The following is a 25,762-nucleotide window of genomic DNA, read 5'->3' as shown; positions in this document are numbered from 1 at the left end:
GGCATCCGGTGCACTCGGCGTCGCGTTCGGGAATCCCGGATAGACTGGTCCGCTATGTCAGACGGCCCCCTGATCGTCCAGAGCGATCGCACCGTGCTCCTCGAGGTGGCGAACCCGCTCGCCGAGGACGCGCGGCACGACCTCGCCATCTTCGCCGAGCTCGAGCGCGCGCCCGAGCACATCCACACCTACCGCATCACGCGGCTCGGCCTGTGGAACGCGCGCGCCGCCGGGCACACGGCCGACGACATGCTGGGCACGCTCGAACGCTACGCGAAGTTCCCCGTGCCGCAGACGGTCGCCGTCGACATGCGCGAGACCGTCGGCCGGTACGGGCGCCTCGTGGTCGACCGCGCCGACGACGGTGCACTGCGGCTCCGCAGCGACGACCTCGCGGTGCTCACCGAGGTCGCGGGCGCGAAGCGCGTCGCGCCGCTGCTCACCGAGCGCATCGACGACACCAGCTTCCTCGTCGAGGCCTGGGCGCGAGGCGCCCTCAAGCAGGAGCTCGTGAAGCTCGGCTGGCCGGCCGAGGACCTCGCGGGCTACACGCCGGGAACGCCGCACGAGATCGACCTCGAACAGGACGGCTGGCACCTGCGCGACTACCAGCAGAAGGCCGTCGACAACTTCTTCGACGGCGGCTCGGGCGTCGTCGTGCTGCCCTGCGGCGCCGGCAAGACGCTCGTCGGCGCGGGTGCGATGGCGACCGCGAAGACCACCACGCTCATCCTCGTGACGAACACCGTGAGCGCGCGCCAGTGGCGCGACGAGCTGCTGCGCCGCACGAGCCTGACGGCCGAGGAGATCGGCGAGTACTCCGGCCAGACCAAGGAGGTCAAGCCGGTCACGATCGCGACGTACCAGATCCTCACGGCGAAGCGGAAGGGCGAGTACGCGCACCTGGCGCTCCTCGACGCGCTCGACTGGGGACTCGTGGTCTACGACGAGGTGCACCTGCTGCCCGCGCCGGTGTTCAAGCTCACCGCCGAACTGCAGGCGCGGCGCCGCCTGGGCCTCACCGCGACGCTCGTCCGCGAGGACGGCCGCGAGGGCGACGTGTTCTCCCTGATCGGCCCCAAGCGGTTCGACGCGCCGTGGAAGGAGATCGAGGCGCAGGGCTTCATCTCCCCCGCCGCCTGCTACGAGGTGCGCATCGACCTGCCGCAGTCCGAGCGGCTCGCCTACGCGGCATCCGCCGACGACGAGCGCTACCGCCTGGCCGCGACCGCGCCCGCGAAGCTCGGGGTCGTCAAGGAGCTCGTGGCCAAGCACGCCGGCGAGCGCATCCTCGTGATCGGCCAGTACCTCGACCAGATCGAGGAGCTCGCGGAGGCGCTCGGGGCACCGCAGCTGACGGGTGCGACGCCCGTCGACGAGCGCGAGCGGCTGTTCCAGGAGTTCCGCGACGGCCGGACACCGGTGCTGGTGGTGTCGAAGGTCGCGAACTTCTCGGTCGACCTCCCCGAGGCGACGGTCGCGATCCAGGTCTCGGGTTCGTTCGGGTCGCGGCAGGAGGAGGCCCAGCGACTCGGGCGACTCCTCCGCCCGAAGGAGTCGGGCCTGTCGGCGAACTTCTACACGCTCGTCGCGCGAGACACGGTCGACCAGGACTTCGCGCTCAACCGCCAGCGGTTCCTCGCCGAGCAGGGCTACAGCTACACGATCCTCGACGCGCACGCCCTGGCGGCCTGACGCGCGCTCGGCCTCGTCGGGGTCAGGCGGATGCCTCGGCGCCGCGCCGCACCCGGCGCAGCCGCCGGCCGACCCACCAGGCGAGCCGGTCGAGGGCCATCACGACGAGCCCGAGCACCGCGATGTAGGCGACGACGCGGAGCATCTCGAGCAGCGACCCGAGCGCGCCGAGCGCGTCGGTGTCGAGGAACGGGTACGGGAATCGGTCGGGCACCTCGGGCAGAGCGAGGGCGCGCCAGAGGAAGAGGAGCCCGTAGGCGGCGGGGTACACGAGCCACCACGCGGCATCCCGCCAGCGCACCACGCGATGCGGGCCGAACGCGACCCAGTCGACGAGGACCATGAGCGGCACGACGTAGTGCATCGCGAAGATCGCGCGGTTGGCGAGCTGGTCGGTCGGGTCCGCGACGAACAGGCCCGGGATCGGGTTCTCGAAGTGGTTGAGCAGCACGTGCGAGACGACCATCGTCGTGAGGATCCAGGTGGTCACGCCGCCCCGCAGCACGGGCGCCGGCGGCCGTGCGGTCCCGCGCCGCACCATCCAGTAGAGCGCGCAGGCGAAGTACGCGAAGACGATCACGTTGCTCTGCGTCGTGAAGTAGGCCAGGCGCCGCTCGCCGGCGACGAGTCCCCACACCACGACGAGCACGATCGCCACGCGCCACCAGAACGCCGGTGCGGCCCAGACGTTCGCACGCGGCGCCGTCTCGGGGCACGGCTCGGGCCGGGTCCGGTCGGCGGCGTCGACGCTCACCCCATCACCTCTCCTCGTCGCACGAGCGGGCGGATCGCCGCGCCGCACGCAGAGGCTAGGCGGCGCCCTCCGATCGTGTCAATGCGTTGCCGCCACGTCGCCCTCAGCTCCGCGCGTAGCGCAGGAAGAGCATGCGCTCGCCCGCGATCGCGTGCACGAGCCGCATGGCGCGCGGACGCTCCTCGGCCGAGCCCGAGATGCGCGGCGCCGCGCCGCCGACGAGCACGGGACTGAGCGTCACGCAGAGCTCGTCGACGAGGTCGGCCTCGGCGAGCGCGCCGAGCAGGCCCGGCCCGCCCTCCGTGAGGATCGAGCGCAGGCCGCGCCGGCCGAGCTCGGCGAACGCCGCGGCCAGGTCGACCCGCCGGTCGCCCGCGACGATCACGTCGGCGACGCGGGCGAGCGCATCGCGCCGGTCGGGCGGCGCGGCGTCGCTCGTGACGACGATCGGGCGGGCCGCCGAGTCGGCGAAGAACGGATGCCGCGGCTCCAGTCCGAGCCGCGACGAGACCACTGCGAACCGCGGCTGGGCGTCCCGTCCGCGCGCCGTCCGCCACGCGGCATCCGCCTCGACCACCGCCGCGCCGCCGTAGCCCTCGGCGCGCACCGTGCCCGACCCGACGAGCACGACATCGGCGTGCGAGCGCAGCACCGACATCAGCCGCTGGTCCTCGGGGTCGCCGAGCCCGCCGCTGCGGCCGCCGAGCGTCGCCGCGCCGTCGAGGCTCTCGACCATGTTGGCCCGGCAGAAGACGGAATCCGATCCCCCGCCCGCGTCGACGACGTCGACGGCGTACGAGGCGTGCATCCGATCGGCGTCGAACGGCCGCCGATCCGCCGCCGTGATCCCGGCGCTCATGTGGCGTCGCCCGGCCCCAGGTTGTGCTCGAGGAACGCCGGCTCGCGCCATCCCTCGATCGCCTCGACCATCCGGACGGCGTCGACCGTCTCGCGCACGTTGTGGACCCGGACGATGCGCGCCCCCCGATCGATGCAGTAGACCGCCGCCGCGAGCGATCCGGCGAGCCGGTCGCGCCGGTCGCGCCGCCCGACGCTCTCGCCGACGAAGTCCTTGTTCGAGAGCGCGACGAGCAGCGGCGGCCCGACGGCGGCGATCTCGTCGAGCCGCCGGGTGAGTTCGAGCGAGTGCAGGGTGTTCTTGTTCAGGTCGTGCCCGGGGTCGATGACGATGCGCTCCTCGGGCACGCCGTGGGAGCGCGCCAGGTCGATGCGATCTCGGAGGAACGCCGCGACCTCTGCGACGACGTCGCCGTACTCCGGCATCGGGTGCGGAGTCCGCGGCGCGGCGAGGCTGTGCGTGATCACGATGGTCGCGTCGCTGTCGGCGACGACGTCGGCCATGGCGGGGTCGTGGATGCCGGTCGTGTCGTTGATCACGTGCGCGCCGGCCGCGATCGCCCGGCGCGCCACCTCGGGGTGGAAGGTGTCGACGGAGACCACGGCGCCCGATCCGGCGAGCGCGGCCACGACGGGGACGACCCGGTCCGCCTCCTCCTCGACCGGGATCGGCGGACCCGGAGCGAACTTGGCGCCGCCGACGTCGATCCAGTCGGCGCCGTCCGCCACCGCCGCATGCGCGGCCTCGACGGCGCGGTCGAGCGCGAAGGTCGCCCCCCGGTCGTAGAACGAGTCGGGCGTGCGGTTCACGATCGCCATGACCGCGACCTGCCTGGCGAAGTCGAACTCGCGCGGGCCGATTCGCCGGAGGGTGCCGCTCACGCGGCGGCGCCGATCTCCGAGAGCGGCACGTCGGGATCGGCGAGCGCGGCCGGATCGACCGCGACGCGCGCGCGGATGAGCCGCTGCACCTCGTCGTTCACGTCCCACACGTTGACGTTCATGCCGGCCACGACCCGCCTGTCGAGCAGCCAGAAGGCGACGCACTCGCGCGCGGCGAGGTCGCCGCGGACCACCAGGTCGGCTCGGTCGGCGAGCTCGCCGTAGCCGGAGTACTCCATGCCGAGGTCGTACTGGTCGGTGTAGAAGTACGGGATCTCGTCGTACTCGAGCTCCTCGCCGGCGAGCACGCGGCCCACCGCGCGCCCGCTCGCGTCGGCGTTCGCCCAGTGCTCGACGCGCAGCCGGTGGCCGAGCGTCGGGTTGAACACGTTCGCGACGTCGCCCGCGGCGTACACGCCGTCCGCGCTCGTGCGGAACGCAGCATCCGTCACGATGCCGTCGTCGACCGTGAGGCGAGCGGATGCCGCGAGCCCGACGTTCGGCGTGGCCCCGATGCCGACCACCACGAGGTCCGCCGGCACCTCCTCGCCCGTCGAGAGCACGACGCCGCGCACCCGGCCCTGCTCGCCCTCGATCGCCGACACCGCGACCTCGGTCCGCATCTCGACGTCGTGCTCGCGATGCAGGTCGGCGAACATGCCGCCGAGCTCGCGCCCGACCGCGCCGACGAGCGGCGCCTCGCTCCGGCCGAGCACGGTCACGGGGTCGCCGTACCCGCGGGCCGCGGCGGCGACCTCGAGGCCGATCCAGCTGGAACCGATGACGACGACGCGCCGGTCGCCCGCGCGGAGCGCGGTGCGCAGGCGCGTGGCATCCGGCAGGGAGCGCAGCAGGTGGACGCCGCGGAGGCCCGCACCCGGCCCCTCGAACCGGCGGGCGGTCGCGCCGGTCGCGATCAGCAGGCGGTCCCAGGCGAGCTCGCCCGCATCGGTCGCGAGCGTGCGCGTACCGACGTCGAGCGCGGTCGCACGCACCCCGCGCCGCACGTCGACGTCGTGGTCGCGGTACCACGCGGCATCCAGCGGGTAGATCGCGCTCGACGGGTCGTCGCCCTCGAGGTAGCCCTTCGACAGGGGCGGCCGCTCGTACGGCAGGCGGCGCTCCTCGGTCACCACGACGATCTCGTCGTCGACGTCGTGCTCGCGCATGGACTCGACCGCTCGGGCCGCCGTCAGGCCACCACCGACGACCACCACTCGTTCGCGTGCCATGCCGCGAGTCTTGCACGGTCGCTCGCGTGCGTCGAAGGCTCATGGCATCCGCTCGCATTGCATTCGAGCAATTCCCAGCCAAGATACAGCCCACGCGCAGCAGAATCGTTGCATGAGTGACGGACCTCGCATCCTCATCGTCGACGACGAGCCCAACATCCGCGACCTGCTGACGACGAGCCTCCGGTTCGCGGGCTTCGCGGTGCGCGCGGTGGCCAACGGCGCGCAGACCATCTCCGCCGTGCTCGAGGAGGAGCCCGACCTGATCATCCTCGACGTCATGCTGCCCGACATGAACGGCTTCGGCGTCACCAAGCGCCTCCGGTCGGCCGGGTACACGGCGCCGATCCTCTTCCTCACCGCGAAGGACGACACGGAGGACAAGATCACCGGCCTGACGGTCGGCGGCGACGACTACGTCACGAAGCCGTTCAGCCTCGACGAGATCGTCGCACGCATCCGCGCCATCCTGCGCCGCACGATGCACGCCGAGGAGGACGCGGTCATCCGCACCGGCGAGCTCACGATGGACCAGGACACGCACGAGGTGCTCGTGGGCGACACGCCGGTGGAACTCTCCCCCACCGAGTTCAAGCTGCTGCGCTACCTGATGCTGAACCCCAACCGGGTGCTGTCCAAGGCGCAGATCCTCGACCACGTGTGGGAGTACGACTTCAACGGCGATGCCGGCATCGTCGAGAGCTACATCTCCTATCTGCGACGCAAGCTCGACCAGCACTCCTCCGAGCCGCTGATCCAGACCAAGCGCGGGTTCGGGTACATGCTGAAGTCGAAGTCCTAGTACAGGCCCGGTACAGGGAGGATCCGTAGACTCGGCCCGCCATGCACCAGACCCTCGCCGACCGTTGGAGCCGGATCTCGCTCCGGACCAAGATCACGGGCGTCACCGTCCTCATGCTGACGCTCGGCCTCCTCGTCTCCGGCATCGGCACGGCGGCGATGCTGCGGTCCTACGTCGAGTCGCAGCTCGAGGCGAAGCTCGAGTCGATCGCATCCAGCAGGATCACCGAGTACCTCACGCGCGGTGACGGCGGCTCGTCGGGGTCCGACGGCGCATTCGACTTCAACGCCTCCGACGACGTGTTCGTCGCGATCTACGACGCGAACACCGGTACGTTCCTCGACCACAACTGGGGCACGCGCGAGCCGGGTGCGTTCCCGCTCATCCCGAAGCAGCTGACGCAGGCGGACGTCTACGCCCAGAACTCCGGGGGCGGGTACCGCGTCTTCTCGCTCCCCGACGCCAACGGCGACCTGACGTTCCGCGGCGTCTACGCGGTCATGTACGCCGACGACCAGGGCAACCTCGCGCCGATCATCATCGCGATCTCGTCGCAGGACACCGAGCGCCTGCTCGCGGCGTACCTCACGATCTTCCTCGGCTTCGGCATCGGCGTCGTGCTCGTGGGCGCGCTGCTGACGCGCATGCTCGTCACGACGACCTTCACCCCGCTGCGCGAGGTCGAGGCCACGGCGGCCGCGATCGCCGACGGCGACTTCAGCCAGCGCCTCGGCGGCGCGACGCCCAACACCGAGGTCGGGCGCCTGAACCGCTCGCTCAACACCATGCTGAACCGCATCGACCGGGCGTTCCGCGATCGCGCCCGCACGATCGACCAGATGCGTCGCTTCGTGGGGGATGCCTCGCACGAGCTCCGCACGCCGCTGGTGTCGGTGCGCGGGTACGCCGAGCTGTACCGCATGGGCGCGCTGCAGAACCCCGAGGACGTCGCCCAGGCCATGGACCGCATCGAGAAGGAGGCGATCCGGATGGGCGGCCTCGTCGAGGACCTCCTCGCGCTCGCCCGCCTCGACGAGGCGAAGCCGCTCGACCTCGCCGAGGTCGACCTGGTGCCGCTCGCACGCGACGCCGCGCTCGACGCCATGGCGGCGAACCCCGGCCGCACGGTGACCGTCATCGCGCCGGAGGCGGTCGCGACCGGCTCCACCGAGGTCGTCCCCGCCGAGGTCGAGGTCGATCTCGACACGGCGTCGTCGCGTTCGTCCGGCCCGATGGCGTTCGCCGGCGCCACGCTCGCCCGGCTCCGAGGCCGGCGGGCGAACGAGTCGGGCGACGACGGCGACGCCGCGCCCCGATCGGGTCGGCGCGGAGGTCGCGGCGCGACGGCGGCGCGGTCGGGCCGCGGCGGAGCCGGGCGCGCGACCGTCGCGACGGATGCCGCCGCCACCACGACGACCGCGGACGCCGTCCCGGCCGGGACGGCCCGCGGCGCGCAGCCGTCGTCCGCTGGCGCGCCCACGGCCGTGCCCGCGGAGACCGTGCCCGTGCGCCGGGCCGTCGTGCTCGCCGAGGAGAACAAGATCCGCCAGGTGATCACGAACCTGATGGGCAACGCGATCCGCTTCACGCCGGTCGAGAGCCCGATCGAGATCCGCGTCTCCGTCGACGACGACACCGAGCGGGCGCTCCTCGAGATCGTGGACCACGGCGAGGGCATCCCTCCCCAGATCCGCGAGAAGATCTTCCAGCGGTTCTGGCGCGCCGACACCTCGCGCACGCGCGAGACCGGCGGGTCGGGACTCGGGCTCGCGATCGTGTCCTCCATCGTCTCGGCGCACAACGGCCACGTCGACGTCGTCGAGACCCCGGGCGGCGGCGCGACGTTCCGGGTGTCGCTCCCGCTCTCCGGATCGAGCGCGGCGCCGCAGCAGGTCGCGCACTCCTGAGGCCTCCGCGCGCCGACGGCTCGTCCTCCACACGCCGGCGAACATCGCCCGCGCGTCACGTCGGTCGCGCCCCGCGGCGTGGCCGCGCGGCGCGCGGCTACGGTCGCAGCATCACGACGAGAGGATGACCATGACGAGGTACCAGGTCGACAGCGAGCAGGTGCACGCGGCGACGCAGGGCATGCAGGCGACGATCGGGCGCATCCAGTCCGAGGTGGCCGCCCTGCTGGCCCAACTCACCGGCCTGCAGGGGTCGTGGTCGGGCCAGGCGTCTTCGGCGTTCCAGGCCGCCGTCGCCGACTGGCGGGTCACGCAGCAGCACGTCGAGCAGAGCCTCGCCGGGCTGAACCAGGCGCTCGGTGCCGCCGCGATGCACTACGCCGACGCCGAGCAGGCGAACGCCCGGCTGTTCGTGCGGTGAGCCGGTGGGCGGCCGGAGACCGACGGCTCGCCCGGACACGACGAAGGGCGCCTCCCGGGGGAGGCGCCCTTCGCGCGTGGTGCGGCGGATGCCGCGGTGCGGATCGGGATCCGCGAGCGGACTAGAAGTCCATGCCGCCCGTCGGGTCGGCGGGAGCCGCAGCGACCTTCTCCGGCTTGTCGGCGACGACGGCCTCGGTGGTGAGGAAGAGGCCGGCGATCGACGCGGCGTTCTGCAGCGCCGAGCGGGTCACCTTGGCGGGGTCGATGATGCCCTGCGCGAGCAGGTCGCCGTACTCGCCGGTCGCGGCGTTCAGGCCGTGGCCCGCGGGGAGCTCCGAGACCTTGTTCGCGACGACGCCCGGCTCGAGGCCGGCGTTGAGGGCGATCTGCTTGAGCGGCGCCTCGATCGCGACCTTGACGATGTTCGCGCCGGTCGCCTCGTCGCCCGCGAGCTCGAGCTTGCCGAACGCGGCCTTGCCGGCCTGGATGAGCGCGACGCCACCACCGGCGACGATGCCCTCCTCGACGGCGGCCTTCGCGTTGCGCACGGCGTCCTCGATGCGGTGCTTGCGCTCCTTGAGCTCGACCTCGGTGGCCGCGCCCGCCTTGATGACGGCGACGCCGCCGGCGAGCTTCGCGAGACGCTCCTGGAGCTTCTCGCGGTCGTAGTCCGAGTCGGTGTTCTCGATCTCCGAGCGGATCTGCGCGACGCGGCCGGCGATCTGGTCGGGGTCGCCCGCGCCCTCGACGATGGTCGTCTCGTCCTTGGTGATGACGACCTTGCGCGCCTGGCCGAGCAGGTCGAGGGTGGCGTTCTCGAGCTTGAGGCCGACCTCCTCGGAGATGACCTGGCCGCCGGTGAGGATCGCGATGTCCTGGAGCTGCGCCTTGCGACGGTCGCCGAAGCCCGGCGCCTTGACGGCGACCGACTTGAAGATGCCGCGGATCTTGTTCACGACGAGCGTGGCCAGGGCCTCGCCGTCGACGTCCTCCGCGATGATCAGGAGCTGCTTGCCCGACTGGATCACCTTGTCGACGATCGGGAGCAGGTCCTTGATGTTCGAGATCTTCTGGTTGGCGATGAGGATGTACGGGTCCTCGAAGACCGCCTCCTGGCGCTCCGGGTCGGTGACGAAGTACGCCGACAGGTAGCCCTTGTCGAAGCGCATGCCCTCGGTCAGCTCGAGCTCGGTGCCGAAGGTGTTCGACTCCTCGACGGTGACGACGCCCTCCTTGCCGACCTTGTCGATCGCCTCGGCGATGATCTCGCCGATCTGCGGGTCGGCGGCCGAGATGGACGCGGTCGCGGCGATCTCGTCCTTGGTCTCGACCTCCTTGGCGGTGGCGAGGAGCTCCTCGGAGACGGCCGAGACGGCCTTCTCGATGCCCCGCTTGAGCGAGATGGGGTCGGCGCCTGCGGCCACGTTGCGGAGGCCCTCGCGCACGAGCGCCTGGGCGAGCACGACCGAGGTGGTGGTGCCGTCGCCGGCGACGTCGTCGGTCTTCTTCGCGACCTCCTTGACGAGCTCCGCACCGATCTTCTCGTACGGGTCGTCGAGCTCGATCTCCTTGGCGATCGACACGCCGTCGTTCGTGATGGTGGGGGCGCCCCACTTCTTCTCGAGCACGACGTTGCGGCCGCGCGGGCCGAGGGTCACCTTGACCGCGTCGGCGAGCGTGTTGAGGCCACGCTCGAGGCCGCGGCGGGCCTCCTCATCGAAAGCAATGATCTTTGCCATGTGTGTCTCTCGTCCCTTCCCGGACGTCTAAGAACCGTGGGTTAGCACTCGAATCGACTGAGTGCTAAACCGATTCTGGCACTCGCATGCGTCGAGTGCAAGCGAGGCGACGCCCGGGTGGGACGCGCGGACATGCGGAAGCGCCGCCGGGGGCATCCGGCGGCGCTTCCGAAGAATCGAACTCAGGCGGGACGGACCGCCTCGGCCTGCGGGCCCTTCGAGCCGGAGCCCACCTCGAAGGTCACCTGCTGACCCTCTTCGAGGACCTTGTAGCCGGCCATGTCGATGGCGGAGTAGTGGACGAAGACGTCCTGGCCCCCACCGTCGACGGTGATGAATCCGTATCCCTTTTCAGCGTTGAACCACTTCACGGTTCCGTTCGCCATGCGTTGCTCCCATGTTGCCGTGTATCGAAGTCAGCACGTGCCGTCGGCTGTACCGGGCCGTCGTCGTGCCGACGTCGACGACGGGGACCGGCGCCGGGTGCTCACACGGGTGTTCGAGCGGCCGTTTCTAGATACTCACGGCGCGGCGGCCCCGCACAAGGGCTCCGGCTCCGCGAATGGTCGCAGAATGGCAACGATTCGCCGCCGGGTCACTCCTCGACGGCGTCCGCGTAGTCCGCGCCCAGGACGACCACGAGCTGCATGCCCTCCTCGCCGAACTCCTCGGACAGTCGCACCTCGGCCTCGGGAAGCTGCTGCGCCACGCCTCGGGCGGCCCCCTCGAGATCGGCCGTCGCGTAGTAGACGACCGTCTGCTCGATGTCGTTGCGATCGGCGTTCGTGGTGATGCCGACGGGCACTCCCGCCGCCGTCAGCACCTCTCCCGCCTGCGCCGCGAGCCCGGTGGTCGACGTGCCGTTCAGGACCGCGACCGTGACGTCCGGAGCGAGGGTGGGCTCCGCCGTCGGGACGGCGGAGGCCGGCGCCGTCGGCAGTGCGGTGTCGTCGAAGTCGAGCCGCTGGTTGTAGGCCGCCACGGCGGCGATGCCGGCACCGGCGAGCACGACCGTCGCGAGCGCCGCCCACGCGAAGGGCACCCAGCGCCGCCCGCGTCGGGCGGGAGCGCGGTGCGCGCCGACCCGATCCATGCCGTGGGGGATCGAGTCGAACCGGTCGCGGGGGAACTTCGGCACCTGTGGTCCAGTCGGTCGGGGCGCTCAGGCGAGCGGCCGGGCGGTCGGGATGGTACGGCGCGCACGCGACTGCGCACGTGCCTCTCGCTGCCGCTGCAGCCGACCGATGAGCATCGGATCGAACCGCAGGGCGGCCGGCGAATCGACGAGCGCGCCGAGGAGCCGATAGTACCGGGCCGCGGAGAGCCCGAGCTCGTCGCGGATGGCGTCGGCCTTCCGAGCGGGGTCGCGCCACGGCCGCGACTCGAAGACGAGGATGGCGCGCTGCGCCTCGTCGAGCCCGTCCGCGTCCATCACACCTCGCCTCACCGAGTCCACCGTCGACGACATCCTAGGGAGCGGACGTCGGGAGCCCGCCCCACGCGTCGGCGCGGCCCGAACGCGGCCCCGGGAACGGGCCGCCGAGCGGACGGCCACCCCCGGTCGTCGGCCGGGAACACCGTCGCACCCGGACACGTTGCACTCGAAGCCGCGCAAAGCTGCGACGATGGAAGACGGCCGGCCGACCCGAGGAGACCCATGGCGTACCAGGTGAACAAGTCCGACGACGAGTGGCGCGCACAGCTCGACGACGAGCAGTACGCGGTGCTGCGCGAGGCCGCCACCGAACGCCCGTGGACCGGTGAGCTCCTCGACGAGGAGCGCGCCGGCATCTACACGTGCGCCGCGTGCCGCAGCGAGCTCTTCAAGTCGGGCACGAAGTTCGACTCCGGCTGCGGCTGGCCGAGCTTCTACGAGTCGGTGCGCCCCGAGGCGGTCGAGCTCATCGAGGACACGTCGCTCGGCATGCTGCGCACCGAGGTCCGCTGCGCGAACTGCGGTTCGCACCTCGGCCACGTCTTCCCCGACGGCTTCGGCACGCCCACCGGCGACCGGTACTGCATGAACTCGATCGCGCTCGACTTCACTCCCGAGCCCTGAGCGTGGGCGCCGTCCGGGACGCCGTCCTCGCCCGCCGGTCCTGGCCGAAGGTGACGGATGCCTCGCCGACGGACGCCGAGGTGGCGGAGCTGCTCGAGGCCGCATCGACCGTCCCCGATCACGCCGCCCTCCGGCCGTGGCGGGTGGTCGCGCTGCGGGGCGACGCCCGGGCGCGCCTGGGCGACGCGCTGGCCGAGGCATCCGGGTTCGAGGGCGCCGCCGCCGGGAAGCTCGCGGCGAAGCCGCTCCGCGCTCCCCTGCTGCTCGCGCTCGTCGCCGTCGTGCGACCGCATCCGAAGGTGCCGGCCTGGGAGCAGGAGGCGTCGGCGGCCGGCGTCGGGCACCTGCTCGCCCTGCTGCTCGACGACGCCGGCTGGGGCGTCATGTGGCGCACGGGGCCGTTCACGCGGCATCCGGCCGTCGCGCGCGTGCACGGCCTCGCCGACGACGAGCACCTGCTCGGCTGGCTCTACGTGGGCGGCCGCAGCGCAGCCGACCGCCCCCAGCGTCGCCTCGATGCCCGCACCGCGGACCGGTTCACCGCCCTGACGTGACCCCGCCGGGAGCGTCGGCGGTCGACGCTCCCGCGGCCTCGGCCGCGACGTGCCGCGCCGGCCGCCGGCGGATGCTCGCGAGCGCGACGGCGACGAGCGCGAGCACGGTCCCCCCGATCGTCGCGAAGCCCACGGGGCGAGCCGAGGTCGGCGCCAGCAGGTCGAGCGCGAGCGCGGTCGCGAGCTGGCCGGCCACCAGCCCGAGGGCGAGCACGAGCACGCCCACGCGCCGCACCAGCACGGCCTGCGCCGCGATGAACACGCAGCCGATCGCCCCGCCGGCGTAGAGCAGGGGATCCGCCGGGAACGCGGTCGGCCAGCCGACGGATGCCGCGTGCGCGAGCATCACGACGACGAGCACCGCGGTGCCAACGAGGAAGTTCACGAACGTCGCCGCGAGCGCACTCGCGGCTGCGGTGCGCACGCGGCCGTTCATCGCCTGCTGCCACGACACGCCGATGCCGGCGGAGAACGGCAGCAGCATGAGCTGGAGCGGCACCGCCTCGGCGAGCTGGGCCGACACCGCCCAGCCGACGGCGACGAGCGCGAGCGCGGCGCCCGCGATGCGGGTCGGGCTGAGCGGCCGGCGGCCGCCCGGACCGAGGCCGACGGCGTCGAACACGACGCCGCCCAGGGTCTGCCCGGCGACGATCGACACCGTGAACAGCGCCACGCCGAGCACTCCGGCCGCGAGCCCCTGGGTCGCCACGAACCATGCGCCCGCGACGCCGCCGAGCAGCATCCACCACGCCACGCGCCCGGCGCGCACCGCGTCGAGCGCCCGCCGGAGGCCCCGACGCCCCTCCGGCCACGCCGCTGCGAGCAGCGCGAGGATCGCCAGCCCCGAGCCGAACGAGATCGCCGCGGCGACCGAGAAGTCGGCGAGCTCGCGCGCGAGTTCGCCGTTGATGCGCGACTGCAGCGCGACGAGGCCGCCCGACACGATCGTGAGCGCGATGGCGACCTGCATCGGCACGCGCGACGACTCGGCGTGCGCGTGGTGGTGGACGTGGTCGGGACCGTCCGGCACGCCGGGAGACGGCGCCGCCGGAGCCGGGTCCGGACGGCCGGAGGAAGTCGACATCGAGCCGGCTACGGGACTCGAACCCGTAACCACCGCTTTACAAGAGCGGTGCGCTACCAATTGCGCCAAGCCGGCAGGGACCCTGTCATCCTACCGACGCACGGGCGTCGCGCACGACGACGGCCCGGCGGTCGCCGGGCCGTCGTCGTCCGATCGGGTCGGGGTCAGCCCGCCTCGGGCGTGGGCGTCGGGGTCGGCGTCGCCTCGGACTCCGAGTAGCTCTCGCCGGTGGCCTGGAGCACGAACGCCTGGAACTCGGCCGGGTCCTCGAGGGAGCCGACGTACTGCTTGCCGTTCACGAGCACCGTCGGCGTTCCGGTGACCGACTCGAGTTCGGAGTTCGGGATCGGCTCGGTGAGCGCTCGCTCCGTGGCATCCTGCACCCAGCTCTTGAACCTGGTGTCGTCGATGCAGGAGTCGACCGACGAGGCGGCCCCGGCCTGGGCCGCGAGCTCCGCGATCTCGTCGTTCGTGAGTCCGGCCGTGAGCTCCTCGGGCTGGTTCGCGAACATGAGCGCGTTGAAGTCGAAGAACGCCTCGGGCGACTCCTCCGCCACGCACGCGGCGGCGTTCGCGGCGCGCAGCGAGTACTGCGTGCCGGCGGACTTGTTCGTGAGGATCGCGATCGGGTGGATCTCGAGGGTCGCCGCGCCCTGCTCGACCATGGTGCGCATGGTCTCGGAGTTGGTCGTCTCGAACTGGCCGCAGAACGGGCACAGGTAGTCGACGTAGACCACGATGTTGGCGACCGTGCCGCTCTCGTCGGGCACCGTCGGGGTCGGCTGCCCGCCGGCGGGGATCGCGGGGGTCTCGACGGGCTCGATGCCGGCCTCGCCGCCGACGAGGAGGATCCCGTCGCTCGCCATGTTCCGCGGGCCGGGGCCCTCGGGGCGGACGCTGTTGAAGACGATGGCCCCGATCAGCGCCGCCACCGCGACGATCGCGAGCACGACGCCGCCCTGGATGAGGAACTTGTTCCGGCGATCGCGCTTGCGCTGCTCCTCCCGCAGGACGCGGGCCTTCTCGCGGGCCGCCTCGCGGCGTTGGTTGCGGGTGGGGCGTGGCTCTGATCCGCCAGTGCTCATCGTGGGTCAACTCCGGGTCGCTGTGGGGGCGCGCGCGCATGAGGGCGCACGCACCGAAGAGTGTAGGAGCGATCACTGGGAATCGTCCAAACGACGCCCGGACGCGGGCTGGACGCGGCATCCGCCCCATCGGCCCCGGCCGGGCCGGTGCATTCGTCGCGGAATCGGTGCCTCGGCGATGGCATGGCATACTGAGGGGGCGTCGACATCGAAGTCGGCGTTTCCATTCACTACGGATCGTCCGGCACGTACCTGCCGGTGAAGGAGAACAGAACCATGGCGTCAGTCACGTTCGACAAGGCCACCCGCCTGTACCCGGGTGGCACCCGTCCCGCCGTCGACCAGCTCGACCTCGAGATCGCAGACGGGGAGTTCCTCGTCCTCGTCGGTCCCTCGGGCTGCGGCAAGTCCACCTCGCTGCGGATGCTCGCCGGCCTCGAAGAGGTCAACGAGGGCAACATCTTCATCGGCGACCGGAACGTCACCGACGTCCCCCCGAAGGACCGCGACATCGCGATGGTCTTCCAGAACTACGCGCTGTACCCCCACATGACCGTCGCCGAGAACATGGGCTTCGCGCTCAAGATCGCGGGCGTCGGCAAGGAGGAGCGCGCAGCGCGGGTCCTCGAGGCCGCGAAGCTGCTCGACCTCGAGCCGTACCTCAACCGCAAGCCCAAGGCGCTCTCGGGCGGCCAGCGCCAGCGCGTCGCCATGGGCCGCGCGATCGTGCGCCAGCCCCAGGTCTTCCTCATGGACGAGCCGCTGTCGAACCTCGACGCCAAGCTCCGCGTGCAGACCCGCACCCAGATCGCCTCGCTCCAGCGCCGCCTCGGCGTCACGACGGTCTACGTCACGCACGACCAGACCGAGGCGCTCACCATGGGCGACCGCATCGCGGTCCTGAAGGACGGCGTCCTCCAGCAGGTCGGCACCCCGCGCGAGCTGTACGAGCGGCCGAGCAACGTCTTCGTGGCCGGCTTCATCGGCTCGCCGGCGATGAACCTGTTCCACGCCGACGTCACCGAGGGCGGCGTCCTCTTCGGCAAGGCCGTCGTGCCGGTCGAGCGCGACGCGATCTCGCAGGCGTCCGGTTCGATCGTCACGGTCGGCGTCCGCCCGGAGGACATCACCGTCTCCACGACGCCCGGCGAGGGCATCGAGGTCGTCGTCGACATCGTCGAGGAGCTCGGCGCCGACGGCTACCTCTACGGCCACGCCGAGATCGAGGGCAAGCGCACCGACATCGTCGCGCGCGTCGACGGCCGCAACCACCCGTACTCGGGCGAGACCGTCTACCTGCTCCCGACGCCGAAGCACGTGCACGTGTTCGACGCCGAGTCGGGCGAGCGCCTCAGCACCGAGGCCGTCGTCAGCTGACCTCCTCGGATCGTCCACGAAGCCGGTCGGGCCCTCGGCCCGGCCGGCTTCGCCGTTCCCCGGTACGCTGTCCCTGATGAGCGGCACTCTCTCGATCACGTCGGCGATGACCGATCCCGCACTGCTCGACCTCCCGTGGGACCTCCCACTCGAGGCCTGGCCGAGCGAGCACATCGCCGCCCTGCCCAAGGGCATCTCCCGGCACCTCGTGCGCTTCGCGCACCTCGGCGGTCACGTCGTGGCCATCAAGGAGACGACGGCCGAGATGGCCAAGGGCGAGTACGAGATGCTCCGGACGCTGCAGCGCCTCGAGATCCCGTGCGTCGAACCGGTGGCCGTGATCACGAACCGCACGGATGCCGACGGCGAGGCGCTCGCGCCCGTGCTCGTCACCCGCCACCTCCGGTTCTCGCTGCCCTACCGCGCGCTGTTCTCGCAGACGCTCCGGCCCGACACGGCGACGCGGCTCGTGGACGCGCTCGCGGTGCTGCTCGTCCGCCTGCACATCATCGGCTTCTTCTGGGGCGACGTGTCGCTCTCGAACACCCTGTTCCGCCGCGATGCGGGCGCCTTCGCGGCCTACCTCGTCGACGCCGAGACCGGCAAGCTGTACGAGGGCGGGCTCTCCAACGGCCAGCGCGAGAACGACCTCGAGATCGCTCGCGTCAACATCGCGGGCGAACTGCTCGACCTCGAGGCGGGCGGGCGCGTCGCCGACGAGCTCGACCCCGTGCGCATCTCGAACGGCATCGTCGACGCCTACCGGAACCTCTGGCGCGAGCTCACCGGCAGCGAGTCCTTCGGCATGGCCGAGCGCTGGCGCATCAACGAGCGCGTGAACCGCCTCAACGACCTCGGCTTCGACATCGAGGAGCTCGCGATCCGCACCGACGAGTCGGGCACCACGCTCCGCATCCAGCCCAAGGTCGTCGACGCGGGGCACCACCAGCGGCGGCTGCTGCGCCTCACCGGCCTCGACGCCGGCGAGAACCAGGCGCGTCGCCTGCTCAACGACCTCGACTCGTATCGCGCGGCCTACCGCAAGGACGCCGACGAGGAGATGGTCGCCCACGAATGGCTCATGCGCGTGTTCGAGCCGGTCGTCAGGGCCGTGCCGCCGGAGCTCCGCGGCAAGCTGGAGCCCGCCGAGATCTTCCACCAGCTGCTGGAGCACCGGTGGTACATGGCCCAGACATCGGGCCACGACATCCCGCTCGCCGAAGCCCTCACCTCGTACATCAACGACGTGCTGCGCCACCGTCGCGACGAGGCGACCGTGATCGGCCCGCCGACCGAGGCGATCACGACCGCGATGCCCGCGGTGGCCCCCGACACCGCCGCCGTGCCCGTGCATCACCCCGACGACGAGGGCGACTGGCGCCTCAAGGTCTGATCGCCCGGTCGCCGCTCGAGTACGACGCGCATCGCCCGGTGGTCGAGTAGGACGCGCAGCGCCCGTATCGAGACCGAGCTCCGGCTCACCGGTGGTCGAGTACGACGCGCATCGCCTCGGTGGTCGAGTAGGACGCGCAGCGCCAGTATCGAGACCGAGCTCCGGCTCACCGGTGGTCGAGTACGACGCGCATCGCCCCGGTGGTCGAGTAGGACGCGCAGCGCCCGTATCGAGACCGTCTGGGGATGGAGACGCGCAACGAGTACACGCCTGCGCCATGCTCACCCCATGCCATTCATGTACATGCTCAGATGCGCCGACGGAACCACCTACGTCGGAAGCACTGTGGATCTCGACCGCCGCCTCGCACAGCACAGCGCCGGCGAGGGCGCCGACTACACGCGTCGCCGTCTCCCGGTCGAGTTGATCTACTTCGAGGAGTACTCGCGCATCGACGACGCGTTCACCAGGGAGAAGCAGGTGCAGAACTGGAGTCGTGCCAAGCGGCTCGCATTGGCGGCGGATGACCTCGACGCACTCGGACCGGCGAGTCGGAAGCGCTGGGTGTAAGCCCCGATACGGGCGCTGCGCGTCCTCCTCGACCACCGGACGCACAGGTCTCGATACGGGCGCTACGCGTCCTACTCGACCACCGATCGGGCTGGTCTCGATACGGGCGCTACGCGTCCTACTCGACCACCGGACGCACAAGTCTCGATACGGGCGCTGCGCGTCCTCCTCGACCACCGGCGCGGCGCGCGTCGTGCCCGACCGCCGGGAGCGCGGCTACTCGGCGCGGAGCTTCGCGATCTCGTAGAGCGTGACGGATGCCGCGATGCCGGCGTTGAGCGATTCGGTCGCGGCCGAGATGGGGATCGACACGACCGCGTCGCAGGTCTCGGTGACGAGCCGCGAGAGGCCCTTGCCCTCGGAACCGACGACGATGACGATCGGGCGGTCGGCGAAGTCGAGGCCGGGCAGCGACACGTCGCCGCCGCCGTCGAGCCCGAGCACGAAGACGCCGCGCTCCTTGAGCGCCTTCAACGTCTGCGTGAGGTTCGAGGCCATCGCCACGGGCACGCGCGCCGCGGCGCCCGCCGACGTCTTCCATGCGGACGCGGTCACGCCGACCGACCGTCGCTGCGGCACGATGACGCCCTGGCCGCCGAAGGCGGCGGTCGAGCGGATGATGGCGCCGAGGTTGCGCGGATCGGTGATGCCGTCGAGTGCCACGAACAGCGGCGTCTCGCCCGAGTCGATCACCTCGTCGAGCAGGTCGACCGGGTGCGCGTACTCGTACGGCGGCACCTTGAGTGCGAGCCCCTGGTGCACGCCGCCCTCGCCCGAGAGCCGGTCGAGCTCGGGGCGCATGACCTCGAGGATCGGGATGCCGCGGTTCGTGGCGACCTTCACGGCCTCCTTGACGCGGTCGTCCATCTCGATCCGGGCCGCGATGTAGAGCGTCGTCGCGGGGATGCGCGTGCGCAGCGCTTCCACGACGGCGTTGCGACCGGTCACGATCTCGGACTCGTCGCCCGACTTCGCCCGACGAGCGGCGCCCGAGGCGCCGCGCGGGGCGCCGGGCCGCTGCCCGCCGCGTCCACCGGACTTCGCCGCGGCACGCTCGGCGGCCGCCTTGCGCTTGTGCGCCTGGTGGTACGGGCGGTCCTCGGCCTTCGGCGTGGGTCCCTTGCCCTCGAGGGCCTTGCGGCTGTGGCCGCCGGTTCCGACCTTCTTGCCCTTGCCCTTCTTCCGCACGGCTCCCGCGCGAGGCTTTCCGCTGCTGCCCTTCATGAGGTGAGGCTCCAATGCGTTCCGGTCTGGCTGTCTTCGATGGTGATGCCGGCGTCCGTGAGCTCGGCGCGGATGCGGTCGGCGGCGGCCCAGTCCTTCGAGGCGCGCGCAGCGCGGCGATCCTCGAGGAGTCGGGCGACGAGGGTGTCGAGCGCGGTGGCCGCGGGTCCGGCATCCGTCGCCCACAGCGGGTCGGTCGGGTCGATGCCGAGCACCCGGACCATGGCGAGCACCTGCCCGCGCAGGTCGGCTGCGGTCCCGAGGTCCTCCCCGTCGAGCGCCTGGTTCCCGGCGCGGACGGTCTCGTGCAGGACCGCGAGCGCCTGCGGCACGCCGAGGTCGTCGTCCATGGCCACGGCGAAGGCCTCGGGCCACGAGGCATCCGCCCCCTCGTCGGCGTAGCGGGTGCCGGCGAGACGCCGGTCGACCCGGGTCAGGAAGGTCCGGATGCGATCGACCGCCGCCTCGGCCTCGGCGAGCGAGTCGGGCGAGTAGTCGAGCGTCGAGCGGTAGTGCGCCTGGCCGAGCAGGTAGCGGACGGCGAGCGGCGACGCGAGCGCCGTGAGCTCGCTCGCGTAGACCGAGTTGCCGAGCGACTTGGACATCTTCTGGCCGCCGACGTTCACGAGGCCGTTGTGCACCCAGTGGCGGGCGAAGCCGTCGCCGGCCGCCGTGGACTGGGCGAGCTCGTTCTCGTGGTGCGGGAAGCGCAGGTCGAGGCCGCCCCCGTGGATGTCGAACTCGGGCCCGAGGTAGCGCGCGGCCATGGCCGAGCACTCGATGTGCCATCCGGGCCGGCCCGGGCCCCACGGCGACTCCCAGCCCGCCGAGCGCGGCTCGGTCGGCTTGTGCCCCTTCCACAGAGCGAAGTCGCGCGGGTCGCGCTTGCCCCGCGGGTCGGAGTCGGCCGCCGCCTCCATGTTCTCGCGGGCCTGCCGGGTCAGCTCGCCGTAGGCGGGCCAGCTGCCGGTGTCGAAGTAGACGTCGCCCGAGCCGTCGGGCGCCGCGTAGGCGTGGCCCCGGTCGATCAGTCGCTGGATGATCCGCTGCATCTGCGTGACGCTCGCGGTGGCGCGCGGCTCGTAGGTCGGCGGCAGGATGCCGAGCGCGTTGTAGGCGGCGGTGAACTCGAGCTCCACCCGGTACGCGAGCGACCACCACTGCTCGCCGATGCCCTCCTCGGCGGCGGCGTTCAGGATCTTGTCGTCGATGTCGGTCACGTTGCGCACGAACGTCACCGCGTACCCGCGCGCCATGAACCAGCGACGCATGATGTCGTACACCAGAGCGCTCCGCAGGTGCCCGATGTGCGGGCTCGACTGCACGGTCGGCCCGCAGACGTACATGCCGACGTGCCCCTCCTCGAGGGGCACGAAGTCACGCAGGGCCTGGGCCTTCGAATCGTGGAGTCGCACGGTCACCCGTCAAGCGTACCGGCGCGCCCGCTGCGAGAACGGCGAACGGATGCCGCGCCTCAGCGCTGCACGGGTCGCCGATGCCCTCGGCGTGCGCCGCGGCCGACGTCAGGCCGGCAGGACGAGCGCGGTCGCGATCGCGGTGACCCCCTCGCCGCGGCCGGTGAACCCCAAGCCGTCGGTCGTCGTCGCGGCGACGCTCACGGGCGCGCCGACGATGCCGGTCAGCAGGGCCTCCGCCTCGGCGCGGCGGGGCGCGAGCTTCGGGCGGTTGCCGACGACCTGGACCGACACGTTGCCGACGCGCCATCCGGCCGCGGCGAGCCGTCGCACGGTCTCGCCGACGAAGACCTCGCCGTGCGCGCCCGAGAACCGCGGGTCGTCGGTGCCGAACATGCCGCCGATGTCGCCGAGGCCGGCGGCGGCGAGGAGCGCGTCGCAGATCGCGTGCGCGACCGCGTCGCCGTCGGAGTGCCCCGAGAGGCCGCGCTCCCCCGGCCAGTGCAGGCCCGCGAGCCAGAGCGGCGTGTCTTGTGCGTCGGCGAAGGCGTGCACGTCGATGCCGGTGCCGACGCGCGGCACCGCCGCGTGCGCGGGAAGCGCGCGCTGGGTCGACCGCTCGCCGGCCGCGCCGTTCGCAGTCCGTTCGGCGAGCAGCTGCTCGGCACGGTGCAGGTCGGAGGGCACCGTGACCTTGAACGCCCGCGCGTCGCCCGGCACCACGTCGACGGGCACGCCGGCGGCGGCGACGAGCGCGGCATCGTCCGTGAAGTCCGCGCCGGCCGCGGCGTATGCCGACTCGAGCACCTCGCGCGGGAAGCCCTGCGGGGTCTGCATCGCGGCGAGCTCCGAGCGGTCCACCGTCTCGAGGACGTGCCCTTCGCCGTCGACGCGCTTGACGGTGTCGACGACGGGCAGTCCGGGCACGATGCCGTGCCCGCGCGACTCGACCGCGGCGGCCACCTCGTCGAACACCGCGGACGGCGCGAGCGGGCGGGCCGCGTCGTGCACGAGCACGACCTCGATCTCGCGCGGGAGCTCGGCGATGCCGCGCGCGACGGACTCCTGCCTGGTGAGGCCGCCGGCGACGACCACGAGGTCGACGGATGCCGCGGCCGCGCGCGGAGCGGAGCGCTCGCGCACCTCGTCGACGCGGTCGGCCGGCGCCACCACGACCACGAACGGCGCATCGCGCATGCCGAGCACGGCATCCAACGCGACGCCGAGGATCGTGTCCTCACCGAGGGGGACGAGGGCCTTGGGTTCCGGATGCCCGAGCCGGGTGCCGGACCCGGCGGCGACGACGATGACGGCGACGGTGGAGTCGTTCACCCCTCCACCGTAGTCGCCGGACCGTGGCCCGAGCGGGCCGATCGACCCGGGCCGACCGGTCCGGTCCGGTCCGGGATCCGGCTCCGCAGACGACGATCGCCGCCGTGCGCTTCCGCGCCGGCGGCGATCGTCGAAGGGGCTCGACGCTAGGAGGCGAGCACCTCGTCGAGGACGGTCGAAGCCTGCTCCTCGTCGGTCTTCTCTGCGAGCGCGAGCTCGGAGATCAGGATCTGGCGGGCCTTCGCGAGCATGCGCTTCTCGCCCGCGGAGAGACCGCGGTCCTGATCGCGGCGCCAGAGGTCGCGCACGACCTCGGAGACCTTGATCACGTCGCCGGAGGCGAGCTTCTCGAGGTTCGCCTTGTAGCGGCGCGACCAGTTGGTCGGCTCCTCGGTGAAGGGGGCGCGCAGCACCTCGAAGACCTTGTCGAGGCCCTCCTTGCCGATCACGTCACGCACGCCGACCAGGTCGACGTTCTCTGCGGGCACCTCGATCACGAGGTCTCCCTGCGTGACGTTCAGCTTGAGGTAGAGCTTCTCTTCGCCCTTGATGATGCGTTTCTTGACTTCGACGATCGTTGCGGCACCGTGGTGGGGGTAAACGACGGTCTCGCCAACCTCAAAAAGCATGAATAGACGTCCTTTCGGCAACTTTCAGGATATCACACCGAGGTAGTGCTAAGGTTCCGCCTCCGCGCCCGGAGGGCGCCGACGCCATGGGCTACACTCGACTCGATCCCACGCGCGCGGGTCGCATTCCGCTGCGCGCACGCTCGTCCTTGGAGGTTCTGTGAAGGCGCGTCTCGCGGCATCCGCTGCCCTGGCTCTCGGCATCGCCATCGGCGGCAGCGGCTGCGCCATGCTGACCTACCAGGCGACCACCGAGAAGTACGACGCGAGCGACGGCGTCTCGGCCGATGTCGGCGCCCTCGACGTGCGCAACGTCCTCGTCGTGAGCGACGAGGGCGAGGAGGGCAACCTCGTCCTCTCGGTCACGAACACCGGCACCGACGACGAGACGCTCTCGGTCCAGTTCGTCGACCAGGGCGACACGTTCGAGATCGACGTCGACGGCGGCGAGACCGTCTCGCTCGGCACCGCCGAGGAGGAGCCGCTGCTCATCGAGAACCTCGACGCCGAGGTCGGCGGCCTCGTCTCCGTGTACCTCCAGGCCGGCAGCGCCGAGGGCGTCGAGATCCAGGTGCCCGTCCTCGACGGCCGCCTCCCGGAGTACGAGGACCTGGTCCCGTAGGGGCCCGAAGACCACGAGAGCGGATGCCGCGGCGCGAGCCGGCGGCATCCGCTCTTCTCGTCGCGGCTACGCCTCGAAGCGGTAGCCGAGCCCGCGCACGGTCACGAGCTGCACGGGCTCGGACGGGGTGACCTCGATCTTCGACCGGATCCGCTTGATGTGGACGTCGAGGGTCTTCGTGTCGCCGAAGTAGTCGCTCCCCCACACGCGATCGATGAGCTGGCCGCGCGTGAGGACGCGACCCGCGTTGCGCATGAGCAGCTCGAGCAGCTCGAACTCCTTGAGGGGCATCGCGACGGCCGCGCCGTCGACCTCGACCGTGTGGCGGTCGACGTCCATCTTGACCCGGCCGCCCTCGATCACGGCGTCGTCGAGGTCGCCCGGCTCGGTGCGACGGCGGAGCACCGCGCGGATGCGCGCGAGCAGCTCGCGCGTCGAGTACGGCTTCGTCACGTAGTCGTCGGCGCCCAGCTCGAGTCCGACCACGATGTCCACCTCGGAGTCCTTGGCGGTCAGCATGATGATGGGCACGCTGGAGCGCTGGCGGATCTCGCGGCAGACCTCGGTCCCCGGGAGGCCGGGCAGCATGAGGTCGAGCAGCACGAGGTCGGCGCCGTCGCGATCGAACGCGGCCACGGCGGCGAGGCCGTCGGCGGCCACCTCCACCTCGTAGCCCTCGCGTTCGAGCAGGAAGCTCAGCGGGTCGCTCAGCGCGATCTCGTCCTCGACGAGCAGGATGCGGGTCACTCTCGGTCTCCTCGGGATGGCGCGGCGGGAAGTGCCGCGGCGATTCGGGTCTTCGTGTCCTCCGCGACGGGGACCGGCGCGTCGGAGGCGGGTTCGGCGTCATCCGCCGGCTCCCGCGAGATGGGTCGCTCGGCGAGCGGGAGCCGGATCGTGAAGGTCGAGCCACGGCCCGGCCGCGACCACACCCGCACGTCGCCGCCGTGGTTCTGGACGGTGTGCTTGACGATGCTGAGGCCGAGGCCGGAGCCTCCGGTGTTCCGCGAGCGGGCCTGGTCGACGCGGTAGAAGCGCTCGAACACGCGGTCGATGTCCTCCGGGGCGATGCCGATGCCCTGGTCGGCGACCGAGATCTCGACGGCGTCGCCGTCGACGATGGCGCCGACCCCGACCCGTCCGCCCTCGCTGGAGTAGCCGATCGCGTTCGAGATCAGGTTGTGCAGGGCGACGACGAGCAGCGCCTCGTCGCCGTAGACCTCCGCACGGGACTTCGCGCGGGCCGCCACGTCGATGCCCCTCGCCGCGGCGACCACGCGGTTCTGGTCGACGGCGGCCGCCACCACGCGATCGATGTCGACGAGTTCGTCGCGCCGCAGCGCATCGCGGGCCTGGAGCCGCGAGAGTTCGATGACCTCGCTCGTGATGTGCGCCAACCGGGTCGACTCGACGCCCAGCCGATCGGCGAAGCGGCGGACCTGTTCGGGTTCGTCGGCGGCCTGGTCGAGCGCCTCGGCGAGCAGGCTGACCGAGGCGATCGGCGTCTTCAGCTCGTGGCTGATGTTGGCGATGAAGTCGCGCCGCACCTCGTCGAGGCGGTGCGCCTCGGTGCGGTCGTCGGCGAGCAGCAGCACGAACCGGGTCCCGAGCCGCGCGACGCGGACCTGGAGCCGCATCGTCGCATCGCCGAAGGGTCCGCGCGGGAGCTCGATCTCGAGGGCGACCGGCTCGCCGGTCCGGCGCACGCGCGACACGAGGTCGACGAGCTCGGCGTGCGCGAGCATCTGGTTGCGGACCAGCCCCATCGCGAGGGCGCCGGGCGAGGCGCGGAGCACGTTGTTGGAGGGATCGAGCACGACGCCCGCGGACTCCAGGACGTCGAGCACCTGGTCGACCCCGTCGGGGATCGTCGGTGCGACGACGCGGGCCGCGCTCTGGCCGCGGCGTTCGGCCATGTGCAGCACGACCGTGAACCCGGCCCCGAGGAGGATGCCGAAGGTCAGCGCGACCAGCACCGACCAGGTGGAGTCCATGGCACCACCCTAACCGTGCCGGTCACCCCCGATTCACCCGGGCGGACGCCGGGCGGGGGTAGGTTAGGGAGAGTTCAGCAGCACGGCACCTGCCGTTCAACTTCGACGGCGAGGATGTCGCGTGCCGGTCCG

General features: G+C 71.9%; 26 protein-coding genes and 1 tRNA gene. 10 read left to right on the top strand and 17 right to left on the bottom strand.

The features are described 5' to 3' along the window. Nucleotides 1–54 precede the first annotated feature (54 nt). Complete coding sequence (locus tag GLX25_RS08685) at nt 55–1,695, top strand: DNA repair helicase XPB (RefSeq protein ID WP_155842106.1); 1,641 nt, start codon at nt 55–57, stop codon at nt 1,693–1,695. Nucleotides 1,696–1,717: 22 nt separating this feature from the next. Here the strand turns inward: GLX25_RS08685 and GLX25_RS08680 are convergent, their stop codons facing one another. From GLX25_RS08680 to GLX25_RS08665, 4 genes are all read right to left on the bottom strand, one after another. Beyond that, a complete protein-coding gene (locus tag GLX25_RS08680) occupies nt 1,718–2,449 on the bottom strand; it encodes a Pr6Pr family membrane protein (protein ID WP_166548628.1) in 732 nt (243 codons plus the stop codon). A gap of 103 nt (nt 2,450–2,552) precedes the next feature. Then, complete coding sequence (locus GLX25_RS08675) at nt 2,553–3,308, bottom strand: pyrimidine reductase family protein (RefSeq protein WP_166548627.1); 756 nt, start codon at nt 3,306–3,308, stop codon at nt 2,553–2,555. Then, nucleotides 3,305–4,189, bottom strand: a complete 885-nt coding sequence (gene folP / locus GLX25_RS08670) for a dihydropteroate synthase (protein WP_309299159.1) — start codon at nt 4,187–4,189, stop codon at nt 3,305–3,307. Before folP ends, GLX25_RS08675 begins: the two co-directional genes overlap by 4 nt. Further along, entirely contained in the window at nt 4,186–5,421 is a 1,236-nt protein-coding gene (locus GLX25_RS08665; RefSeq protein ID WP_155842104.1) for an NAD(P)/FAD-dependent oxidoreductase, read from the bottom strand. Before GLX25_RS08665 ends, folP begins: the two co-directional genes overlap by 4 nt. A gap of 112 nt (nt 5,422–5,533) precedes the next feature. Between GLX25_RS08665 and GLX25_RS08660 the strand changes: the two genes are divergently transcribed. From GLX25_RS08660 to GLX25_RS08650, 3 genes are all read left to right on the top strand, one after another. Further along, on the top strand, nt 5,534–6,223 hold the full coding sequence (locus tag GLX25_RS08660; RefSeq protein WP_129235187.1) for a response regulator transcription factor: 690 nt from the start codon (nt 5,534–5,536) through the stop codon (nt 6,221–6,223). A gap of 41 nt (nt 6,224–6,264) precedes the next feature. Further along, complete coding sequence (locus tag GLX25_RS08655; protein ID WP_155842103.1) at nt 6,265–8,130, top strand: sensor histidine kinase; 1,866 nt, start codon at nt 6,265–6,267, stop codon at nt 8,128–8,130. A 130-nt stretch (nt 8,131–8,260) separates the two neighbouring features. Continuing rightward, nucleotides 8,261–8,551: a WXG100 family type VII secretion target gene (locus tag GLX25_RS08650; protein WP_155842102.1), complete on the top strand. Its 291-nt coding sequence runs from the start codon at nt 8,261–8,263 to the stop codon at nt 8,549–8,551. Between the two features lie 121 nt (nt 8,552–8,672). On the opposite strand, the gene groL is transcribed toward GLX25_RS08650, so the two are convergent. The 4 genes from groL to GLX25_RS08630 form a co-directional block, all read right to left on the bottom strand. After that, on the bottom strand, nt 8,673–10,292 hold the full coding sequence (gene groL, locus GLX25_RS08645; protein ID WP_155842101.1) for a chaperonin GroEL: 1,620 nt from the start codon (nt 10,290–10,292) through the stop codon (nt 8,673–8,675). Between the two features lie 182 nt (nt 10,293–10,474). After that, complete coding sequence (locus GLX25_RS08640; protein ID WP_067948690.1) at nt 10,475–10,678, bottom strand: cold-shock protein; 204 nt, start codon at nt 10,676–10,678, stop codon at nt 10,475–10,477. Nucleotides 10,679–10,887: 209 nt separating this feature from the next. After that, entirely contained in the window at nt 10,888–11,430 is a 543-nt protein-coding gene (locus GLX25_RS08635) for a LytR C-terminal domain-containing protein (protein WP_271192604.1), read from the bottom strand. Between the two features lie 24 nt (nt 11,431–11,454). Then, nucleotides 11,455–11,724: a DUF3263 domain-containing protein gene (locus tag GLX25_RS08630; RefSeq protein WP_205719851.1), complete on the bottom strand. Its 270-nt coding sequence runs from the start codon at nt 11,722–11,724 to the stop codon at nt 11,455–11,457. Nucleotides 11,725–11,949: 225 nt separating this feature from the next. On the opposite strand from GLX25_RS08630, the gene msrB reads away from it, so the two are divergent. Further along, complete coding sequence (gene msrB / locus GLX25_RS08625; RefSeq protein ID WP_155842099.1) at nt 11,950–12,351, top strand: peptide-methionine (R)-S-oxide reductase MsrB; 402 nt, start codon at nt 11,950–11,952, stop codon at nt 12,349–12,351. 2 nt (nt 12,352–12,353) lie between these two features. After that, on the top strand, nt 12,354–12,905 hold the full coding sequence (locus GLX25_RS08620; protein WP_271192605.1) for a nitroreductase family protein: 552 nt from the start codon (nt 12,354–12,356) through the stop codon (nt 12,903–12,905). Here the strand turns inward: GLX25_RS08620 and GLX25_RS08615 are convergent. From GLX25_RS08615 to GLX25_RS08605, 3 genes are all read right to left on the bottom strand, one after another. Continuing rightward, nucleotides 12,889–13,935, bottom strand: coding sequence for a DMT family transporter (locus GLX25_RS08615; RefSeq protein WP_166548626.1), 1,047 nt, complete (start codon nt 13,933–13,935; stop codon nt 12,889–12,891). The two genes, GLX25_RS08620 and GLX25_RS08615, sit on opposite strands and share 17 nt — an antisense overlap. 56 nt (nt 13,936–13,991) lie before the next feature. Then, nucleotides 13,992–14,064, bottom strand: a tRNA-Thr gene (locus GLX25_RS08610). An 89-nt stretch (nt 14,065–14,153) separates the two neighbouring features. Further along, entirely contained in the window at nt 14,154–15,074 is a 921-nt protein-coding gene (locus GLX25_RS08605; protein WP_155842097.1) for a DsbA family protein, read from the bottom strand. A gap of 276 nt (nt 15,075–15,350) precedes the next feature. Here GLX25_RS08605 and GLX25_RS08600 point away from each other — a divergent pair, with 276 nt between their 5' ends. The 3 genes from GLX25_RS08600 (at nt 15,351) to GLX25_RS08590 (ending at nt 18,414) form a co-directional block, all read left to right on the top strand. After that, the gene (locus tag GLX25_RS08600; protein WP_155842096.1) at nt 15,351–16,451 is read left to right on the top strand and encodes an ABC transporter ATP-binding protein; all 1,101 of its coding nucleotides are present in this window, start codon (nt 15,351–15,353) and stop codon (nt 16,449–16,451) included. A gap of 76 nt (nt 16,452–16,527) precedes the next feature. Next, nucleotides 16,528–17,844 (top strand): DUF4032 domain-containing protein, encoded by a 1,317-nt coding sequence (locus GLX25_RS08595; RefSeq protein WP_155842095.1) that lies wholly within the window; start codon nt 16,528–16,530, stop codon nt 17,842–17,844. Nucleotides 17,845–18,132: 288 nt separating this feature from the next. Next, the gene (locus GLX25_RS08590) at nt 18,133–18,414 is read left to right on the top strand and encodes a GIY-YIG nuclease family protein (protein ID WP_155842094.1); all 282 of its coding nucleotides are present in this window, start codon (nt 18,133–18,135) and stop codon (nt 18,412–18,414) included. Nucleotides 18,415–18,630: 216 nt separating this feature from the next. Here the strand turns inward: GLX25_RS08590 and rlmB are convergent, their stop codons facing one another. From rlmB to GLX25_RS08570, 4 genes are all read right to left on the bottom strand, one after another. Next, nucleotides 18,631–19,638, bottom strand: coding sequence for a 23S rRNA (guanosine(2251)-2'-O)-methyltransferase RlmB (rlmB, locus tag GLX25_RS08585; RefSeq protein WP_155842093.1), 1,008 nt, complete (start codon nt 19,636–19,638; stop codon nt 18,631–18,633). Next, the gene (gene cysS, locus GLX25_RS08580) at nt 19,635–21,059 is read right to left on the bottom strand and encodes a cysteine--tRNA ligase (RefSeq protein WP_166548625.1); all 1,425 of its coding nucleotides are present in this window, start codon (nt 21,057–21,059) and stop codon (nt 19,635–19,637) included. Before cysS ends, rlmB begins: the two co-directional genes overlap by 4 nt. A gap of 102 nt (nt 21,060–21,161) precedes the next feature. Continuing rightward, nucleotides 21,162–22,427, bottom strand: coding sequence for a 2-C-methyl-D-erythritol 4-phosphate cytidylyltransferase (gene ispD, locus GLX25_RS08575; protein WP_420837649.1), 1,266 nt, complete (start codon nt 22,425–22,427; stop codon nt 21,162–21,164). A gap of 104 nt (nt 22,428–22,531) precedes the next feature. Continuing rightward, nucleotides 22,532–23,014: a CarD family transcriptional regulator gene (locus GLX25_RS08570; RefSeq protein ID WP_067948714.1), complete on the bottom strand. Its 483-nt coding sequence runs from the start codon at nt 23,012–23,014 to the stop codon at nt 22,532–22,534. Nucleotides 23,015–23,174: 160 nt separating this feature from the next. Between GLX25_RS08570 and GLX25_RS08565 the strand changes: the two genes are divergently transcribed. Further along, nucleotides 23,175–23,636, top strand: a complete 462-nt coding sequence (locus GLX25_RS08565) for a hypothetical protein (RefSeq protein ID WP_155842092.1) — start codon at nt 23,175–23,177, stop codon at nt 23,634–23,636. Nucleotides 23,637–23,702: 66 nt separating this feature from the next. Here the strand turns inward: GLX25_RS08565 and GLX25_RS08560 are convergent, their stop codons facing one another. Continuing rightward, entirely contained in the window at nt 23,703–24,383 is a 681-nt protein-coding gene (locus GLX25_RS08560) for a response regulator transcription factor (protein ID WP_166548623.1), read from the bottom strand. After that, nucleotides 24,380–25,630 carry a sensor histidine kinase gene (locus GLX25_RS08555; RefSeq protein WP_155842091.1) on the bottom strand — a complete coding sequence of 417 codons (1,251 nt, stop codon included), beginning with the start codon at nt 25,628–25,630 and terminating at the stop codon, nt 24,380–24,382. The genes GLX25_RS08560 and GLX25_RS08555 overlap by 4 nt, the downstream gene beginning before the upstream one ends. Between the last annotated feature and the right edge of the window lie 132 nt (nt 25,631–25,762).

Source organism: Agromyces luteolus (genome assembly GCF_009729855.1).
Taxonomy (GTDB): domain Bacteria; phylum Actinomycetota; class Actinomycetes; order Actinomycetales; family Microbacteriaceae; genus Agromyces; species Agromyces luteolus.
The sequence above is the reverse complement of the archived record's forward strand: the minus strand, read 5'-3'. Positions and strand labels throughout refer to the sequence as shown.

Bases quoted from the DNA above. Each gene is read 5' to 3' on its own strand.
- GLX25_RS08685 (WP_155842106.1), top strand. From the start codon at position 55: ATGTCAGACGGCCCCCTGATCGTCCAGAGCGATCGCACCGTGCTCCTC.
- GLX25_RS08675 (WP_166548627.1), bottom strand. From the start codon at position 3,308: ATGAGCGCCGGGATCACGGCGGCGGATCGGCGGCCGTTCGACGCCGAT.
- GLX25_RS08665 (WP_155842104.1), bottom strand. From the start codon at position 5,421: ATGGCACGCGAACGAGTGGTGGTCGTCGGTGGTGGCCTGACGGCGGCC.
- GLX25_RS08660 (WP_129235187.1), top strand. From the start codon at position 5,534: ATGAGTGACGGACCTCGCATCCTCATCGTCGACGACGAGCCCAACATC.
- GLX25_RS08655 (WP_155842103.1), top strand. From the start codon at position 6,265: ATGCACCAGACCCTCGCCGACCGTTGGAGCCGGATCTCGCTCCGGACC.
- GLX25_RS08650 (WP_155842102.1), top strand. From the start codon at position 8,261: ATGACGAGGTACCAGGTCGACAGCGAGCAGGTGCACGCGGCGACGCAG.
- groL (WP_155842101.1), bottom strand. From the start codon at position 10,292: ATGGCAAAGATCATTGCTTTCGATGAGGAGGCCCGCCGCGGCCTCGAG.
- GLX25_RS08640 (WP_067948690.1), bottom strand. From the start codon at position 10,678: ATGGCGAACGGAACCGTGAAGTGGTTCAACGCTGAAAAGGGATACGGA.
- GLX25_RS08630 (WP_205719851.1), bottom strand. From the start codon at position 11,724: ATGGACGCGGACGGGCTCGACGAGGCGCAGCGCGCCATCCTCGTCTTC.
- msrB (WP_155842099.1), top strand. From the start codon at position 11,950: ATGGCGTACCAGGTGAACAAGTCCGACGACGAGTGGCGCGCACAGCTC.
- GLX25_RS08605 (WP_155842097.1), bottom strand. From the start codon at position 15,074: ATGAGCACTGGCGGATCAGAGCCACGCCCCACCCGCAACCAACGCCGC.
- GLX25_RS08600 (WP_155842096.1), top strand. From the start codon at position 15,351: ATGGCGTCAGTCACGTTCGACAAGGCCACCCGCCTGTACCCGGGTGGC.
- GLX25_RS08595 (WP_155842095.1), top strand. From the start codon at position 16,528: ATGAGCGGCACTCTCTCGATCACGTCGGCGATGACCGATCCCGCACTG.
- GLX25_RS08590 (WP_155842094.1), top strand. From the start codon at position 18,133: ATGCCATTCATGTACATGCTCAGATGCGCCGACGGAACCACCTACGTC.
- rlmB (WP_155842093.1), bottom strand. From the start codon at position 19,638: ATGAAGGGCAGCAGCGGAAAGCCTCGCGCGGGAGCCGTGCGGAAGAAG.
- GLX25_RS08570 (WP_067948714.1), bottom strand. From the start codon at position 23,014: ATGCTTTTTGAGGTTGGCGAGACCGTCGTTTACCCCCACCACGGTGCC.
- GLX25_RS08555 (WP_155842091.1), bottom strand. From the start codon at position 25,630: ATGGACTCCACCTGGTCGGTGCTGGTCGCGCTGACCTTCGGCATCCTC.